Genomic DNA, 17,068 nt, shown 5'->3' with positions numbered 1-17,068 from the left:
ATCAATAGCGCGCCAGTTGCCGAGGACAGTATTTCAACCGCGACAGAACGATCGTTCAATGCCGAAAGCTTTTCCTTCACTGCGGACCGGCCATTTACGATCGCGCTGGCGGCAATAGACTTAAGGATAACGATACTGGCCTTGAATATATCGGCACTCGAAAATAGCAGACGGGCGACGGCGGTGTCGTCCTTCAGAATCGCGACGCCAGCGGCCTAGCCGTGGCAGTGACCGGCGCAGGATGGAAATGCATGGTCGCTCACCGCGCCCCCGTGCAGAAATTCTGTGCGGATGAAAGTGATCCGGCTGCCGAGGAAGGCTCCTGTCAGTCCGAGGTCACGGAACAACCGACTGGCAGGGATACGGCCGGGTTTGACGCATCAGACTGGCCTTTCGCAACCGTTCACAGCGAATGTGCTGTAAGCCCGAAAGACGGATATGACCGCATCGCCTGGGATCGCTCTGCGGATTTAATCTGGGGTCCGGACCTTGAGATCGAAAATACAACGCTTTGCCGGTTGGTCGTCGAGTAAAGGCAACGCACAAAAAGGTGTATCGCAGCTTGCCTCTGCAAGCATTTTTCTTTCGCCAAATCACTATGCCAACCCTTCGAGACCTTGACCTCCCAACGCGACGCCCCATAACAACCTCATGGCTCTATCCTACAAATCCCGCCGCCGCCTTTCGCTGCTGATACTTCTGGTCGGCCTGCCGGCCTATGTTATCGTCTCGGTTACCATCATCGGATTGTTCGACCGCCCACCGTTCTGGCTGGAATTGGTCGTCTATCTGGTGCTTGGCGTCCTATGGGCTCTGCCGTTCAAAGCGGTGTTCAAAGGCGTGGGAAAGGCTGACCTGGATGAAATCCCTGACGAGACGTCTTGACTACTGGCAGAGGTGGTCGATCAGCCGGTCCATGAAGGCTTCACCGGCGGTGAATTGTTCAACCGTCAGATATTCGTTCGGCTGATGCGCCATGGCGATATCGCCGGGGCCGCAGATGACACCGGAATACCCGGCATCCTGAAAATGACCCGCTTCAGTGCCGTAACTTACCACATGGCTTGCGTTGTCACCGGTCAGTTTGCGCGCAAGTTGCTCCGCCGGACCATCGTCCTCGGGGCGCAATCCGGGCAATCCGAAATAGGGAACAAGGTCGATCCCGGCGTCGGGATGTACGGCGTTCATTTCGGCCTCAAGACGGCGCACTTCCTCGATAAAGCGCGCCTCCCACTCTGCCCGCGAATCCGTCGGCACATAACGGAAATCCACGCCGAAATGGCAGTCTTTCGCAGTGATGTTATGCGCTGTACCACCGCTGATTTCGCCCACATGCACCGATGTCCACGGCGGATCAAAACATGCGGCACCCTCGGCCGGCTCGGCGGCGGCGCCGGCCGCGTTCATCCGGTTGCACCACTCGATCAGTTTGGCGCCTTCCATGATAGCGTTGACGCCGGTGTGCATCAGCGATGAATGCACTTCGAACCCGCGCACATGGACCTTGAACCCGCTGCCACCTTTGTGGCCTGTCACCACCTTCATCATCGACGGCTCACCGATGATCGCCAAAGCCGCAGGGGGTAGGTTTTCCCGCATCCTCTCGATAAGCGGTGGCGCGCCTTCGCAACCGACTTCCTCGTCGTAGGACAGCGCAACCTGCAAAGGGCGCTTCAACTGCGCCTTGCTCGCCTTGACCAAGGCCACCAAAGCAAGCGCGTCGAACCCCTTCATATCGCAAGTGCCGCGCCCAAACAGCTTGCCGTCTTTCTCGGTCACAACCCACGGATCAGTTGCCCAAGCCTGCCCATCAACAGGCACCACGTCGGTGTGCCCCGACAAAACCACACCGCCGGGCGCGTCGGGTCCGACATGAGCATAAACGGCAGCCTTCTGGCCGTCTTCGTTCAGCATTCGGTGCGAACTCACGCCGTTATCGGACAAAAATGCCTGCACCCAATCGGCAAGATCAAGATTGCTATCCCGGCTCACTGTCGGGAAAGAGACAAGTTTTTCAAGAACTTCGCGCGATGTCAGGGTCATTCAGGCCTCAATACAAAATGGCCCGGCGTCACTTCGTCGTAAACCGAAGGTCCGGGCACGTGGTCCACAGGAAAGATAGGCGAGGGGATCGGCTTAAAGTTTAGATCCCGTTCGGATTTACGTCGGTGTGGGTCCGCAACGGGCACGGCTTTCAGCAGGGCTTGAGTATATTCGTGGCGCGGATCCTCAAATATCGCAGCCCGCGAGCCAAGCTCGACGATCCGGCCCATGTACATAACGCCAACCGTGTGACTGACCCGCTCCACCAACTCCATGTCGTGGCTGATGAACAGGATCGAGACCCCAAGTTCGGCCTGCAATTCCATGATCAGGTCCAACACTTGCGCCTGCGCCGACACGTCCAAGGCCGCCACCGCTTCATCGGCAATGATCAGGCTTGGGTTCAGGGCCAATGCACGCGCAATCGCGATCCGTTGGCGTTGACCGCCCGACAAATCATGCCGATAGCGGCCCAGGAAACTGCGCGGCAATTCCACCCGGTCAAACAATTGCGCCACGCGCTCGCGCTGCTCGTGCGAAGTGCCGATCCCGTCATTCAGCAGTGGCTCGGCCACCTGATCGGCCAGCTTCATCTGCGGATTGAGCGAGGCGAACGGGTCCTGAAACACCATCTGCACCTCGCGCCGCGCAGCCCGCAATTCGGTTTGGTTGTAGTCCATGATGTTTGTGCCGTTCAGCCAGACTTCGCCGGACTGAGGCTCGATCAGCTGCAAAATCGACCGCCCACAAATGGATTTCCCGCAACCGGACTCGCCGACAAGGCTTAGCGTTTCACCCGACTTCACCTGAAACGACACGTCCTTGAGCGCATGCACATTCGCCACCGTGCGACGGAAGAACCCGCCTTTGACCGGGAACCGCGTAACAAGGTTCTTCACATCCAAAAGGACGGTGTCCGACTTCGGCAGGATCGGCCCTTCAACCCTAGGAGGGGCATTCAAAAGCCGCATCGGCTCGGGTGCAGTCTTGCTGGTCATCTCGCCAAGTTTCGGCACGACCGCCAGCAAAGACTGGGTATAGGGATGCTGCGGGTTCTCGAAAATCTCTTCGACCGAACCCTCTTCTGACGAGAACGCGATAAACGGCACCTCTTCTTCTTTGATACGTCGAAAACGCCCTAGTCGATCCGGTTGCGCATCCGGCGCACCATCACGAAAACCAGCGCCAGCACAATAGGCGTTAGGATCGCCAGCGTCATCCCTTTGCCAAGGCCGAGGCCTTCGGCAAAAGGATAGGCCAGATAACCAAGCAAATTCACCGCGTAATAGCTGATCGCTGCGACCGAAAACCCTTCCACCGTGCGCTGTAATTTCAACTGCGCATCGGCGCGCCGATCCATGCTTTCCAAAAGCGCCTGGTTCTGCGCGGATCGCTCCACATCAACTCGCGTTCGCAAAAGATCGCCCGCGCGCATGGCACGTTCCGCCAGCGTCTTCAGACGCGCTTCGGTCGCTTTCACCGTCCGCATCGCCGGATCAAACCGCCGCATCATAAATTCCGCAATCGTCTGACGGCCGTGGAACCGTTCCTCGCGCAGGATCGAGGTCCGCTGATTGACCAACGCCTCGTACGCCCCTGTCGCACCAAATCTAAACGACGACAGGGCGAGGGTTTTCTCCAATTCGGACGAGACCTTCAACAGCGCCTCAAGGGTGTCGGCGGGCTGCGAAACATTGCCCGTCATGTCGCCCATCAACTCGGTCAACCGCGCGTCTATCGCCCCGATCTGCGGCCCCAAGGCGCGCACCCGCGTCAGACCCAACATCGACATCGTCTTATAGGTTTCGATCTCGCAAACGCGCTGGACGACCCGTCCGACCCGCCGCGCACCGGCCTCCGGCGTCACGAAAATAGCAAACCGCATGTGCCCTGCTACATCCAGCCGGAAATCGCCTGCAATTACCGCGCTGTCATCCAGGACCTGACTGACCGCAAGGCTCTCGCTTACAAACCAATTGTCCACCTTCGCTTCAATCACAGCGTCGTCCGCTTCGGCCTCAACACGGATCAGTGCCGACGTTGTCGTCACGCCCGGCGCAACCGCCAGCCAATCCGCCGGAAAAACCTCGAAATCGCGCGGATCAAACGGCGTATCAACAAGGCCGTCCTCGAAAATCGTGTAGGTCACGAATTCTGTATGGCTTTCCCACTTCAGGCGGAACTTGCCGATGTCACCAAAGTAATGCGTGGCGCCAGGTTGCGGATGCTTTGCTCCATAGCGATCAAGCAGTGAAATCAGATGGGCACGATCAAGTTCGCGATCCCGCGCGACTGCGTTCGATACAGGCTTAATCGCCAGATAGGCCGCGCGACACGGCACCGTCAACACCGGGAAGGGGCGGGCGTGAAGCTCGTTTATCATCTGATATCGCAGCGGATGGTCTTGCAGCTGGCTCATGGCACCTCATTTCCTTTTGCAGTATCTAGCCACAAATTTCTAACTGTAAACGAAAAAATCGCCCAATTTCCGAGGTTTAGCGGTAGACGATTGCATACCGTTGAATTGGTGTAAAAAATACGATTGACTTTTTTATCAGGAAGTCATGAAAATATCGAAAGAAATTTCATGGAAAGCCCTCGGATTGTCCCTGATCGACATGCCAGACAGCCTGGGGCGTGACATCCGCGCACTGCGCAAATCGCGCAATCTGACCCTGTCGGTTCTGGCCGCAAAGCTCGGTCGCTCGGTTGGTTGGATGTCTCAGGTCGAGCGCGATCTTTCCGAGCCTTCAATGCGCGAGATTAAAGATCTCGCCCGCGCCTTCGACGTGCCGGTGCAAACGCTTTTCGGCCACGCGCCTGCGCCTGAGGGGGAAGAGGGTCGCATCGTGCGCGCCACCGCGCGCCGCCCCATCGGCCACCGCGCCAGCGGTCTTGCTGAAGAACTGCTGTCGCCCGACCTTACCGACGACTTCGAGGTCGTGCATTCCACTTTTGCGCCTCTCGCGCGCCGTGACACGTCTGTGTCGCGGCCTACGCAAGAGGTCGGCTACATCCTCTCTGGCACTCTCGATCTGACGATCGAGGGCACCACACACCGCCTCAATCCTGGCGACAGCTTCCGCATTCGCGGCGAGCCGTTTTTCTGGGTCAATCCGAACAATACGCCGTGCATTGCGATCTGGGTGATCGCACCGCCGGTCTACTAAAAAAGGGAGGACGCCCATGTCCGATTTTCCAACGACCGCCCGCGTGGTCATCATCGGCGGCGGAGCGGTCGGGGCTTCGTCGCTCTACCACCTTGCCAAAGCCGGGTGGACCGATTGCGTCCTGCTGGAAAAAAACGAGCTGACAGCGGGCTCTACATGGCACGCCGCAGGCAACATCCCGACCTTCTCGAACTCCTGGTCGATCATGAACCTGCAGCGGTATTCGACCGAACTGTACCGACGTCTCGCTGACGAGGTCGACTATCCGATGAACTACCACGTCACCGGCTCGATCCGACTGGCGCACACCAAAGAACGCATGCAGGAGTTCGAGCGCGCCGCCAGCATGGGCCGCTATCAGGGCATGGCGATCGAGATCCTCGATCCGGCCGAAACCCAAAACCGTTATCCGTTCCTTGAAACCCACGACATCCTCGGCGCTCTTTATGACCCCTATGACGGGGATATCGACCCGGCCCAATTGACCCAGGCGTTGGCCAAGGGTGCGCGTGACCTCGGCGCACAAATCCACCGCTTTACACCCGCTACTGGCGTGCGTCGCGAGAATGGCGAATGGGTTGTCGAGACCGAGAAGGGCGAGATCCGCTGCGAAGTCGTGGTGAACGCTGCGGGATACTATGCCCAACGCGTCGGCGAATGGTTCAAGCCCTACGGCGGCCGCACCGTTCCGATGATGGTGATGAGCCACCAATATCTTTTGTCCGAAGAAATCCCGGAGATCGTTGCATGGTCCAAAGAAAATGGCCGCAAACTTCCGCTTCTACGCGACGTGGACGTGTCTTACTATCTTCGCCAGGAGAAGAACGGCTTCAATCTGGGCCCCTACGAGCGCAATTGCAAAGCCCATTGGGTCACGCCTGATGACCCGATGCCCGATGATTTCAGCTTTCAGCTTTACCCCGACGACCTTGACCGTCTGGAACACTATATCGAAGACGCAATGGAACGCGTGCCGCTTCTGGGGACCGCAGGCGTCAGCCGCGTGATCAATGGCCCGATCCCTTACGCCCCCGACGGCCTGCCGCTTCTCGGACCGATGCCGGGTGTTTCGAACGCGTTCGAGGCCTGCGTCTTTACCTTCGGCATCGCGCAAGCGGGCGGGGCAGGTAAAATCCTCGCCGAATGGATCACGCAAGGCCACACCGAATGGGACATGTGGTCGGTCGATCCGCGCCGCTATACCGATTACACCGACGAAGACTACTGCATCCAGAAAGGTATGGAGGTTTACGGCCACGAATACGCCATGCATTTCCCATGGCACGAATGGCCCGCCGGACGTGACAAGAAGCTGTCACCGGTCGACGCAAAAGTCCGCGAACTTGGCGGGCAGATGGGCGCCTATAACGGCTGGGAACGCGCCAACTGGTTCGCCAAGGATGGCGACGACACCTCCGAAGAAGCGACGCATACATGGGGGCGCACCGGTCCGTGGGAAAGCCGTATCCGCGAAGAATGCGAAGCGGTGCGTGATGGCGTCGGCGTTCTGGATCTGCCGGGATTTTCGCGCTTTAACCTTTCCGGTGACGGCGCTGCCGAGTGGCTCCAGGGGCGCATCGCGGGCGGCCTTCCAAAGGTCGGTCGCATGAACCTCAGCTACTTCCCAGACGCGCGAGGCCGCATTCTTACCGAAATGTCGCTGATGCGCCATGGAGAGGATTTCTTCACGCTCATCACCGCCGCGGCCGCCCAATGGCACGACCGCGATATCCTTTTGAAGGACCTGCCCGAGGGCCTTACCCTCACCGATCACACAACTGAATATTCCACCCTGATCGTCACCGGGCCAAAGTCCCGTGAGCTGTTTGCGCGTCTTTCAGACGCCGATCTGACGCTGCCATGGCTTTCCCACCAACCAGCCGAAGTGGCGGGGCAAAACGCAGCACTCGCCCGGGTCTCTTTTGCCGGAGAACTCGGCTGGGAAATCCACGCGGCCAACGCCGTCATGCCCGCGATCTATGACGCGGTTCTGGCCGCTGGCGCCAAACCTTTCGGCATGTTTGCCTTGAATTCCCTGCGGATTGAAAAGGGCTACCGTGCATGGAAAGGCGATCTTTCAACTGACTACAGCCTCCTCGAAGGCGGGCTTGACCGCTTTGTCAAACTCGACAAACCACAGGACTTCCCCGGCAAAGTTGCCTTGCAAAACGAAAAGCAGCAGGGCGTCAAAAAGCGCTTTGTGACGCTGACCGTCGAGGCGGGCGATACCGACGCGCCCTATATGACCACCATCTGGGCAGACGGCGAGATTGTCGGCGAAACCACCTCGGGCGCGTGGGGCTACCGCATCAACAAGTCCGTGGCATTGGGCATGTTGCGCGCTGATCTCGCTACCCCCGGCACCACGGTCGAAGTCGAGATCTACGGCGAACGCTTCAGGGCGACGGTCCAAGAAGACCAGCCGCTCTGGGATCCTGCCAACGAACGGATCCGTGCATGATCACACCCGGAGCACGCCGCATCATCCTCGACTTTCCTCTTGGGATCGTCGCCACCATTCGCCCCAATAGGCGACCCGCCGCGTCACCCAAGGGGACGTTTCTGGTGCTGGGTGACACAACGATTGCCTACGGCAACATCCGCTCACTCGGAACCCGCCGAAATCTTTTGAAAACCCCCATGGCCGAGGTCGTTTTCGTCGATACTTTCCGCCGCAAGGGTATACGCCCGTCCGGGAATACCGAGATCGTTGAAGGCGAATTTGTGCGCGTTAACACATTGAAAACGAGATGGATTGATACTTGGGGCGGTCTTGCCAAACGGATCAGATCCCTTGTGCTGATCCACGTCGATCAGGCCTCTCCACTCTCCACACCGCCCTACGACGCCGGGGTCACCGAAGACGAAATGATCGAGATATACCGCGGCAAATACGCAAGGATGTTCCCCGCACCATGACCGATATCACCCTCCTTGACGGCGGCCTTGGGCAGGAACTGGTCCATCGTACACCCCACGCCCCAACGAGCCTGTGGTCCACACAGGTCATGATCGACCATCCCGGACTGGTCGAAGCCGTCCACCGCGATTTTTTCGATGCAGGCGCCACCATCGCCACGGCCAACACCTATACTTTGCATGCCGACCGACTGATCGACACGCGGTTCGCCGATCAACAGGAACCCCTGATCGCCGCCGCCTTGAACGCAGCCCTGAGCGCGCGCCATGCCCCGAACCACCGCGTTGCAGGCTCCATCGGGCCGCTCATCGGGAGTTTTCGCCCGGACACGCACCCCGATCTTCCCACGGCTGTTCCGCTTTACGCCGATCTCGCCAAACGCCTTGCCCCAAAGGTCGATCTGATCATCTGCGAAACCGTCGCCTCGTTGATGCACGCTGAAGCAGTCCTTGCGGGCGCACGCCAGACAAACTTGCCCGTTTGGCTGTCGGTCACGCTTGACGATGAAGACGGCAGAAAACTGCGTTCGGGCGAACAGGTGTCGACCTTGGCGCATCTTATGCCCGACGCGTGGCTGGCCAATTGTTCCGTCCCCGAAGCGATGTCCGCAGGCCTCGACGTCCTGGCAACATTTGGCAAACCATACGGCGCCTATGCCAACGGCTTCACCGAGATCACCAAGGATTTTCTGAAGGCCAAAGCCACCGTAGATGCCCTTTCAGCCCGTAAAGACATCACGCCAGAAACATACGCCGATACCGTCCTGCAATGGGTCGATCAGGGCGCGACAATCGTCGGTGGCTGCTGCGAAATTGGCCCCGACCACATCCGTGAAATCGCCCGCCGCCTCAATGCGGCCGGCCATGCAATCGTCTGACAGAGGACTACCTAAAATGAGCGTTCCTGAACAAGCCCGCGTGGTCATTATTGGTGGCGGCATCGTAGGCTGCTCCATTGCCTATCACCTTGCAAAAATTGGCTGGTCCGACGTTGTGTTGATGGAACGTAAACGCCTCACTTCGGGCACCACATGGCACGCCGCCGGGCTCATCGGACAGTTGCGCGCGTCCGCGAATATGACCCGCCTCGCCAAATATACGCAGGAACTATACGTCAATCTTGAAGCCGAAACCGGCGTTCAGACAGGTTGCCGTTGGGTTGGCTCAATCACACTTGCCCTGACCGAGGCGCGTAAAGAAGAACTCCTGCGTCAGGCCTCCATGGCGCGCGCCTTCGGCGTAGAGGTCCATGAAATTTCTCCCAAAGAAGTGACGGAGAAATACCCGCACGTCAAAGTCGACGACATCACGCAAGCGGTCTTTCTGCCTTCGGACGGGCAGGGCGATCCTGCCAATATTACGCAAGCCCTCGCCAAAGGCGCGCGGCTGCGCGGTGCCAAGACACTCGAAGGCACGAAGGTCACGAAAATCCATAAGGACCGCACCCGCGTCACCGGCGTTGACTGGGAAAACGAAGCGGGTGAACGGGGTCATACCGCGTGCGAACACGTTGTTATTGCATCTGGCATGTGGTCGCGCGAGGTCGGCAAAATGGCTGGGGTCAACATTCCGCTCCACGCCTGCGAGCATTTCTACATCGTTACCGAAAGCATTGATAACCTTGGCCAACTTCCCGTTCTACGGGTGCCTGACGAGTGTACATACTACAAAGAAGATGCCGGCAAAATCCTTCTTGGAGCCTTCGAGCCTGTCGCCAAACCATGGGGTATGAACGGCATCCCCGAGAGTTTCGAATTCGACCAGCTTCAGGAAGACTTCGACCATTTCGAGCCGATCCTCGAAAGCGCGATCGAACGTATGCCGATGATGGCTGAGGCCGGGGTCCATACCTTCTTCAACGGCCCAGAAAGCTTCACGCCGGACGATGCCTATCATCTTGGCCTTGCCCCCGGCAGCGACAATGTCTGGGTCGCCGCGGGCTTTAATTCTATCGGTATTCAGTCCGCTGGCGGTGCCGGCATGGCGCTGGCAGAATGGATGAACACCGGTGAAAAGCCGTCTGATCTCGGCGACGTCGACATCGGACGAATGCAGCCGTTTCAGGGCAACGCGCGCTATCTCCACGACCGCTCGATTGAAACCCTTGGCCTTCTTTACGCCGACCATTATCCCTTCCGCCAAAAGGCAACGGCGCGCGGCATTCGCCGCACACCGCTTCACGAACATCTTCTGAAGGCTGGTGGTGTGATGGGCGAAGTCGCGGGTTGGGAGCGCGCCAACTGGTTCGCGAATGAAGGCCAGACACCCGAGTACGAATACAGCTGGAGCCGACCGAACTGGTTCGAAAATAACGCAGCAGAACACCGCGCGGTTCGCGAAAATGTCGGACTTTACGACATGACATCTTTTGGTAAAATCCGCGTCGAAGGCCGCGACGCCGAGGCGGTAATGAACAAAATCTGCGGCAACGATATGTCCGTGCCGATAGGTCGTATCGTTTATACCCAGTTCCTGAACAGCTGCGGCGGCATCGAAGCTGATGTTACCGTTACACGCCTGTCTGAAACTGCCTACCTTGTGGTCACTCCGGCCGCCACGCGCCTTGCCGATGAAATGTGGATACGGCGCCACGCAGAAGACGCCAATTTTGTCATTACTGACGTCACTGCCGGTGAGGGCGTTATTGCCGTAATGGGCCCAAAAGCGCGCGATCTGATGCGCCTTGTCAGCCCTGACGACTGGTCCAATGAAGCCCATCCCTTCGGCCTCGCTCGCACTATCGAAATCGGCTACGGCCTCGCCCGCGCGCACCGCGTATCTTACGTCGGCGAACTTGGTTGGGAAGTGTACGTCTCGTCCGACATGACCGCACACGTCTACGAAACGCTGGTGGAAGCCGGTGCAGATGTCGGCCTGAAACACGTGGGCCTTCACGCGATGGACAGCCTTCGCATCGAAAAAGCCTTCCGCCACTTTGGCCACGACATCACCTGCGAAGACCATGTCGTCGATGCGGGTCTTTCCTTCGCGGTCAAAACCGCAAAACCCGACTTCATCGGTCGCGAAGCGGTGCTTCAACGCAAAGAAACCGGCCCGAAACTGCGGATGCTGCAATTCCTCCTGACGGACGCCGAACCGCTTCTGTTTCATCACGAACCTATCTTGAAAGACGGCGCATTCGTGGGCTATTTAAGCTCGGGAAGCTACGGCCACACCTTGGGCGGAGCGATCGGGCTTGGCTACGTGCCGGCGGAATTGGCGAAAGACACGGACGGCTGGGAAATCGAAGTCGCAGGTGCGCGCGTTGCCGCCGAAGCGTCCCTGCGCCCCATGTATGATGCGAAATCCGAACGGATGCGCAGCTAAGTCAGCGCCGAGAAAAGCGATGGATCACGGTCTGGTGGAACGTTTCGCCAGACCCCAGCCGAATAGACGGAAAGCCCGCGTGGTTCGGCGCGTCGGGGTGAATTTCCGGCTCAACCGCGATCCCGATATCCATGCCGGTAAATACGTGTACCGCCGGTGCGTCAGAAAGAATTTCAAGTCGCATAACGTCGCTTTCAAGCGTCACGCAAGGCGCAATTCCGTCGTGTTCGGGCAGAACAAAGCAGTGGTCGATATCGTCAGCGGGCGCGCGCGGTATGCGGTAATCCAAAGCCGTCCCAACCACGTCTGCGATCTCTCCGGTGGGGATATTGCCACCGTCCATTGGCAAATACTGTGCGCCATGCACCTGCAAAACATGTCCCGCACGCCCGCGCCCTGAAACAGTCCAGAACGGATGAAATCCGACGTTCATCAACGTTGGCACATCGGTTGTTCCAGCAATCTCCAGGACCAGATCGGCGTCTTCCAAACGATAGGTGACCTCAATCTGCCGCCGCCCTGGAAAAGTGTCTGGCCGAAGGTCGACCGCGAATGTCACCGCTGTTTCTGACACGTCTGCGATATCCCAAACCAAGCGATGAAGGCCTGCGGCGCCCGAATGGAGAAGGTTCGACCCCTCATTTGCGTTAAACGTCAGAACCTGTCCGTTCAGGGGCGCGCGCGCGCCGCCAAGGCGGTTCATCACCGGCCCGACAATCACACCAGAATATGGGTTGGAGCCCGCAGCCGCTTCAAGATCAAGAGTGGGCGTCAAATCATCAATTTCGTCAAACGAAAGCCCGTTAATCCGCGCTCCGAATGTCAGAAATTGCGCTGTCAGACGCCCGTTCCCAAGCGTCACTTCCTGCACGCTTCGCCCGTCGGACAATACACCGAAGTCGCGCAGGCTCATGGAATGTTGATCTCCGCCACAAGTGCGGCCAACGCCGCGCCGTGCATATCGCGATCGTTGACCGTGCCTTGCACGGCAGGACGCGGCAGGGAAAGCTTCACGACCCGTAAATCTTCCATATCAAACCGCTTCAAGGTCTGAACCGGCGTATCCAGAAATCGCGCAACAGCCTGCGTTTCCAACCCATCGCGTACGCGCGCATAAGCTTCGGGCGAACCGCAAAAAATATCCACCGTCAACCAAAACGGCCCGGCGTTCTTCGAGCGCACCTTCTCGACGATCTGCCCCAACTCAGCCATCGACAACCTCCAGCGAAAACGCGTCCATCGGATCATCAAGCCGTAAAACATGGTTCAGGCAAAACTCGTAAATCGCCCCACGATCAATCTCGGCGGGCGAAAACGGAAAGGCGAATGTCGGCTGTTCTTCATCGCGTGTCAGCGGATGATGCAGCAAATAGGGGTTCAGTAATTTAGCGATCTCTCCGGCCAATGCATGCGTCTTCGCCGTTACCAGACCAAGTGCGCCGATCTCAACCGCATCGCTTGTCCGCGTTTCTAATGCGCCAAGCGTCGCATTCTGCCCAATCAGTCTGATTTCTATTGAAAAATCACCTTCCGATGCGGGGGTCCGCGCCAAGGCCTTCGCTGTGCATTTTGTTACAATATCGTCTGCCCAGGCCGCCGCATTCGCCACGTAGTGCCGGTCCCGCAAAAGCGCCATCACGATGGTCTGATATCCGGCCACCCGCGCTCCTTCAAGCTTCACGGTGTAGGCATCAGACGGCACCCATTTCGACCCAGTCACCCGAACCCGTGTGTCGTCGAGCGCCTCATAAACTGCGCGCGTCACGTCCAGAACACCGCCCGGTTCATACAGCAAATAGGGGTCAGAATTCTCGTAAAGCATATGCGCTGAAACTGTATGCGGCGTTGCGTGCGCCCCATCCGCCAAAGGCGTCAGAACAAATGCGTCGTCCTCAAAATCCACCTGCAGCACACCCGACTGCGGGTTCGTCGCACAGAGCGCGCCGCACTCCCCGATCTTTGCGGCATGCCAAGCCAAACCAGCGTCTACGCCGCGCTCTATCGGCAAAGCGGCAATGATTGCAGTGTCTGTCGTGCGTCCGGCAATCACGATGTCGGCGCCCGTGGCAAGAGCGGCCGATATCTGCTCGACCCCTGCAAGCGCCACGATATTCGTGCAGCTTTGGATCAGATCAACGTCAATCTCGGGCGCTGCGGGCAGGGGCGTTACGCGGCCCGTCTCAAACGCCTCGGCCACGACGTCCGGCCCTTGATCCGACCTTAAAACAGCAATCTTCGCGCTGTGACCTGTCTCTGCCAGAACTTCGCGCGTGATGTCCAAAAGCCAATCCACGGCCGATCCGGCACCGCAGGTGCCCGCAGTGCCGATCACCAAGGGACAGCCCGCGCGTCGCGCCGCGTCCATCAACCCGGCCCATTCGATCTTCGTCGACGAGCGCGCATATTTCGACACGCCGCGTCCAAGATACGACGGCCCGCTGTCGGTCGACCCGCCATCGATGGCAATCAGATCAGGCTTGTTCGCAATTCCACGCTCCAGCGCAGTGGCATCGTATCCAAGACCAAGCGCGCCCGAAGGTATGAGAATGCGGACACTCAATCGGTGATCGCCTGCGGCTTCTTAAGGACCCCGCGCAGGAACATCGGGGCGACAAAGCCCAGAACCGCTGCAATCCACAAGCCGATCGAAATCGGGCTTGAGAACAGATATGTGACGTCCCCATCTGACAAAGTCATGGCCCGGCGCAAGGCGTCTTCCATGTTGCCGCCAAGCAGGATGCCAAGGATGACCGGCACCGTCGGGATATCCAGTTTGCGCAGGAAGTAGCCCAACACGCCAAACCCGATCATCATCAACAGATCAAAGTAGCTGCCTGAAAGTGAAAAGATACCAACGAAGGAAATCATTGTCACACCCGGCAACAGGATCCATGCCGGAACCATCAGGATTTTGACAAAGATCTTCACCATCGGCACGTTCATCAAAAGCAAGACGAAGTTGGCGATTAACAGCGAAGCAATCAGGCCCCAGACAACCTCGGGTCGCTCGGTGAAAAGCGTCGGACCGGGCGTGATGTTCAGCGTCATCAACAGGGCCAGCAAAACAGCCGTCGTGCCAGAACCGGGAACACCTAGCGTCAGCATTGGCACAAGCGCACCACCGGCGGCTGCGTTGTTGCCAGCCTCTGGCGCGGCGACTCCTTTAGGAACGCCCGTGCCGAAGCCGCCTTTTTCGCCAGCGATGGATTTCTCGGTCATATAGGCTAGGAACGATCCAAGCGACGCACCCGCACCCGGCAAGATGCCAGCGATAAAGCCCACGCCAGATGCGCGCAACATCGTCCATCTGGTGTCGAAAATATCCTTCCAGGGGATTCGCACCTTGTCGAGCTTCACCCCAATCGATGAGCCCTTACCGTGGCTTTCGATAAAGAAGAACAGCTCGGCGATGGCGAACAGACCCACGATGGCGACAAGAAAATCAACGCCGTCAAACAGATGTAGACTGCCACCCGTCAGACGCGGCAAACCCGACGAACTGTCGACGCCAATCATTGCGATGCCAAGACCGAGACAGGCCGCAATCGCGGCCTTCGCCTGATTGTTCGAGGCCATGCCGCCCAACGTGCAGAACGCCAGCAAATACAGTGCGAAATACTCGGCAGGCCCGAATAAAAACGCCACCCGCGCCAGCGACGGCGCCAGCAACATTAGCCCGATCGTCGCAAGCAAAGCTCCGACGAAAGAGGCAACGCCGGACAAGACCAAAGCATCGCCCGCGCGGCCCTGCTTGGCCATCGGATAGCCATCCAACGTAGTCATCAACGCAGGCTCGTCTCCGGGGATGTTCAGCAGGATCGAACTGATCCGCCCGCCATACATCGCGCCGTAGTAAACAGACGTCATCAGAACCAGTGCGGATGTCGCATCAAGCCCCAGCGTGAAAGTGATAGGGATCAAAATCGCAACGCCGTTCGACGGACCTAAGCCCGGCAATGCGCCGATGATCGTCCCCAAGAAACAACCGCAGACAGCCAGAAAAAGCGTATAGGGCGACAGCGCCACGCTAAACCCGAGTGCGAGGTTGGATAGTATGTCCATGTCAGTGACCCCCTACAAAGGGAATGAGAATAGCGAACGCGTCCCAAAGCTTGGCCGGTGTCGGAATGCGGTAAGCCACGATATTTCCAAGCCCAAGCGCGTATTTGAACAAGATGAGCAACCCAATCGACAGGCCAATGCCGGACAGCACTGACGGAAAAGGCCGGAACGAGATTTGATAACTCAGGATGCCCGCCGCAATGGCTGTGGGCAAAAGAAACCCCAGTGGCTTCAACATGACCGCATAAACCGCCAGCACAAACACCGCGATGGCCATGGAAACCCATGTCCAAGAAGCAGGCCAGTCAGGTTCGGGGTCAGGTTTAAATATGATAATTAGCGAACATATCGCCGCCACGCTGCCGATCAGGATCGGGAACAGCTTTGGCAGGTATTCGCCCGAGAAGAAATTCGTCTGAATCTGCGTGGCGGCCGCGATATACGCGACCGCCGTGATCAGAGTGATCAGACCGAATATTCGGTCCGAGGCCACTACTGCAGGACCCCAAGCTCTTTCGACATCGCGTTGATGTCAGAAACAAGACCATCGACGTATGACTGGAAGTCTCCGCCAACTTTGGTGAATGGCGCAAGACCGTTGTCCACCATTGCCTTTGCCCAAGCGTCACTGTCAGCAACCTGCTGCAGCTTGTCAGCCCATGCGTCGAACTGTGCATCCGAAATGCCCTTGGGCACGTAAAGACCACGCCAGTTCACGGCCACAACATCAAAGCCCTGCTCTTTCGCAGTTGGGATGTCGTCAAAGCCCGGCACACGCTCGTCGGTCAGAACCGCAATCACGCGAATGTCGCCATTGGAAAGGAACGAAACAACTTCCGACATGTCGCCGGTCATCGCTTGCGTAAATCCACCAACAGTCTGAGTGATCGCATCTGCGCCGCCATCAAGACCGATGTATTTGATCTTTGTGATGTCGGTGAACCCGGCTTCCTTCAGGATCATCAAAGGCTTCAGGTGATCAAATCCGCCAACAGCCGAACCGCCAGCAAAGGCAACCGAACCCGGCTCTGCTTTGATTGCGTCAACCAGATCGCCAAGCGACTGGAACGGGCTGTCAGCGGCCACAACGATTACGCCCGGATCAGCACCAATGGCACCAACAAAGCGAACCTGATCAGCTGTCATGCCAGCGTATGCGTTTTGCGCAAGACGCGTGGTCGTGGCCGAAGAGGCCGCGATGATAAGATCCGCGTCGTCGTTGCGCTCACTGACAACCGTGTTGTAAGCAAGACCACCGCCGGCACCAGGCATGTTCGTAACCTGTACAGGCTTATCCACAGCACCGATGTCATAAAGGATCTTGCCGATCTGACGGCAGGTAAAGTCCCAGCCGCCGCCGGGGTTGGCTGGTGCAATGCACTCCGCCGCAGAAGCCGCTCCGCCGATCAGGCAGAAAGCAGCGGTAAGCCCAAAGGCTTTTACTTTCGTTTTCATGAAGTCCTCCCATTTGACTTGGCGGGTTTTCCCGCTCATCGTCACCAAACCTTATGCACCTGACACTGACCTGTCACGGCGGAAAATAAACT

At 58.2% G+C, this 17,068-nt stretch carries 15 protein-coding genes and 2 pseudogenes; 8 read left to right on the top strand and 9 right to left on the bottom strand.

What is annotated here, in order from left to right:
- From Q1B15_RS10405 to Q1B15_RS10395, 3 genes and pseudogenes are all read left to right on the top strand, one after another.
- Positions 1–219 (top strand): annotated as a pseudogene (locus tag Q1B15_RS10405) (hypothetical protein); the annotation flags it as partial.
- A 32-nt stretch (positions 220–251) separates the two neighbouring features.
- Positions 252–533: a hypothetical protein gene (locus tag Q1B15_RS10400; protein WP_299753679.1), complete on the top strand. Its 282-nt coding sequence runs from the start codon at positions 252–254 to the stop codon at positions 531–533.
- Positions 534–651: 118 nt separating this feature from the next.
- Complete coding sequence (locus Q1B15_RS10395; protein WP_299753678.1) at positions 652–885, top strand: DUF2842 domain-containing protein; 234 nt, start codon at positions 652–654, stop codon at positions 883–885.
- Here Q1B15_RS10395 and argE read toward each other — a convergent pair whose 3' ends face one another.
- From argE to Q1B15_RS10380, 3 genes and pseudogenes are all read right to left on the bottom strand, one after another.
- Positions 886–2,043 (bottom strand): acetylornithine deacetylase, encoded by a 1,158-nt coding sequence (argE, locus tag Q1B15_RS10390; RefSeq protein ID WP_299753677.1) that lies wholly within the window; start codon positions 2,041–2,043, stop codon positions 886–888.
- A pseudogene (locus tag Q1B15_RS10385) lies at positions 2,040–3,128 on the bottom strand (ATP-binding cassette domain-containing protein); the annotation flags it as partial. The pseudogene Q1B15_RS10385 and the gene argE, both read right to left, overlap by 4 nt.
- A 53-nt stretch (positions 3,129–3,181) precedes the next feature.
- Positions 3,182–4,462: a DUF3422 domain-containing protein gene (locus Q1B15_RS10380; protein ID WP_299753676.1), complete on the bottom strand. Its 1,281-nt coding sequence runs from the start codon at positions 4,460–4,462 to the stop codon at positions 3,182–3,184.
- 199 nt (positions 4,463–4,661) lie between these two features.
- Between Q1B15_RS10380 and Q1B15_RS10375 the strand changes: the two genes are divergently transcribed.
- The 5 genes from Q1B15_RS10375 to Q1B15_RS10355 are packed head-to-tail and all read left to right on the top strand — an operon-like array spanning position 4,662 to position 11,459.
- Positions 4,662–5,213 carry an XRE family transcriptional regulator gene (locus tag Q1B15_RS10375; protein WP_299753680.1) on the top strand — a complete coding sequence of 184 codons (552 nt, stop codon included), beginning with the start codon at positions 4,662–4,664 and terminating at the stop codon, positions 5,211–5,213.
- 16 nt (positions 5,214–5,229) lie between these two features.
- Entirely contained in the window at positions 5,230–7,674 is a 2,445-nt protein-coding gene (locus tag Q1B15_RS10370; protein ID WP_299753675.1) for an FAD-dependent oxidoreductase, read from the top strand.
- Complete coding sequence (locus tag Q1B15_RS10365) at positions 7,671–8,132, top strand: pyridoxamine 5'-phosphate oxidase family protein (RefSeq protein WP_299753674.1); 462 nt, start codon at positions 7,671–7,673, stop codon at positions 8,130–8,132. Before Q1B15_RS10370 ends, Q1B15_RS10365 begins: the two co-directional genes overlap by 4 nt.
- On the top strand, positions 8,129–9,010 hold the full coding sequence (locus tag Q1B15_RS10360; protein WP_299753673.1) for a homocysteine S-methyltransferase family protein: 882 nt from the start codon (positions 8,129–8,131) through the stop codon (positions 9,008–9,010). The genes Q1B15_RS10365 and Q1B15_RS10360 overlap by 4 nt, the downstream gene beginning before the upstream one ends.
- A gap of 16 nt (positions 9,011–9,026) precedes the next feature.
- A complete protein-coding gene (locus Q1B15_RS10355) occupies positions 9,027–11,459 on the top strand; it encodes an FAD-dependent oxidoreductase (protein ID WP_299753672.1) in 2,433 nt (810 codons plus the stop codon).
- Position 11,460: 1 nt separating this feature from the next.
- Here the strand turns inward: Q1B15_RS10355 and Q1B15_RS10350 are convergent, their stop codons facing one another.
- From Q1B15_RS10350 to Q1B15_RS10325, 6 genes are read right to left on the bottom strand one after another with little or no spacing between them, the layout of a single operon-like run.
- The gene (locus tag Q1B15_RS10350; protein ID WP_299753671.1) at positions 11,461–12,372 is read right to left on the bottom strand and encodes a galactose mutarotase; all 912 of its coding nucleotides are present in this window, start codon (positions 12,370–12,372) and stop codon (positions 11,461–11,463) included.
- Entirely contained in the window at positions 12,369–12,671 is a 303-nt protein-coding gene (locus Q1B15_RS10345; RefSeq protein ID WP_299753670.1) for a DUF4387 family protein, read from the bottom strand. Before Q1B15_RS10345 ends, Q1B15_RS10350 begins: the two co-directional genes overlap by 4 nt.
- Entirely contained in the window at positions 12,664–14,019 is a 1,356-nt protein-coding gene (locus tag Q1B15_RS10340) for an acyclic terpene utilization AtuA family protein (protein ID WP_299753668.1), read from the bottom strand. Before Q1B15_RS10340 ends, Q1B15_RS10345 begins: the two co-directional genes overlap by 8 nt.
- On the bottom strand, positions 14,016–15,521 hold the full coding sequence (locus Q1B15_RS10335) for a tripartite tricarboxylate transporter permease (RefSeq protein WP_299753666.1): 1,506 nt from the start codon (positions 15,519–15,521) through the stop codon (positions 14,016–14,018). The genes Q1B15_RS10340 and Q1B15_RS10335 overlap by 4 nt, the downstream gene beginning before the upstream one ends.
- Position 15,522: 1 nt before the next feature.
- Positions 15,523–16,014 (bottom strand): tripartite tricarboxylate transporter TctB family protein, encoded by a 492-nt coding sequence (locus tag Q1B15_RS10330; RefSeq protein ID WP_299753664.1) that lies wholly within the window; start codon positions 16,012–16,014, stop codon positions 15,523–15,525.
- Positions 16,014–16,976: a tripartite tricarboxylate transporter substrate-binding protein gene (locus Q1B15_RS10325; protein WP_299753662.1), complete on the bottom strand. Its 963-nt coding sequence runs from the start codon at positions 16,974–16,976 to the stop codon at positions 16,014–16,016. The genes Q1B15_RS10330 and Q1B15_RS10325 overlap by 1 nt, the downstream gene beginning before the upstream one ends.
- Positions 16,977–17,068: the final 92 nt, after the last annotated feature.

This window comes from uncultured Boseongicola sp. (assembly GCF_937988555.1).
Classification (GTDB): Bacteria; Pseudomonadota; Alphaproteobacteria; order Rhodobacterales; family Rhodobacteraceae; genus Boseongicola.
This window is presented reverse-complemented; position numbering and strand designations above follow the sequence as displayed.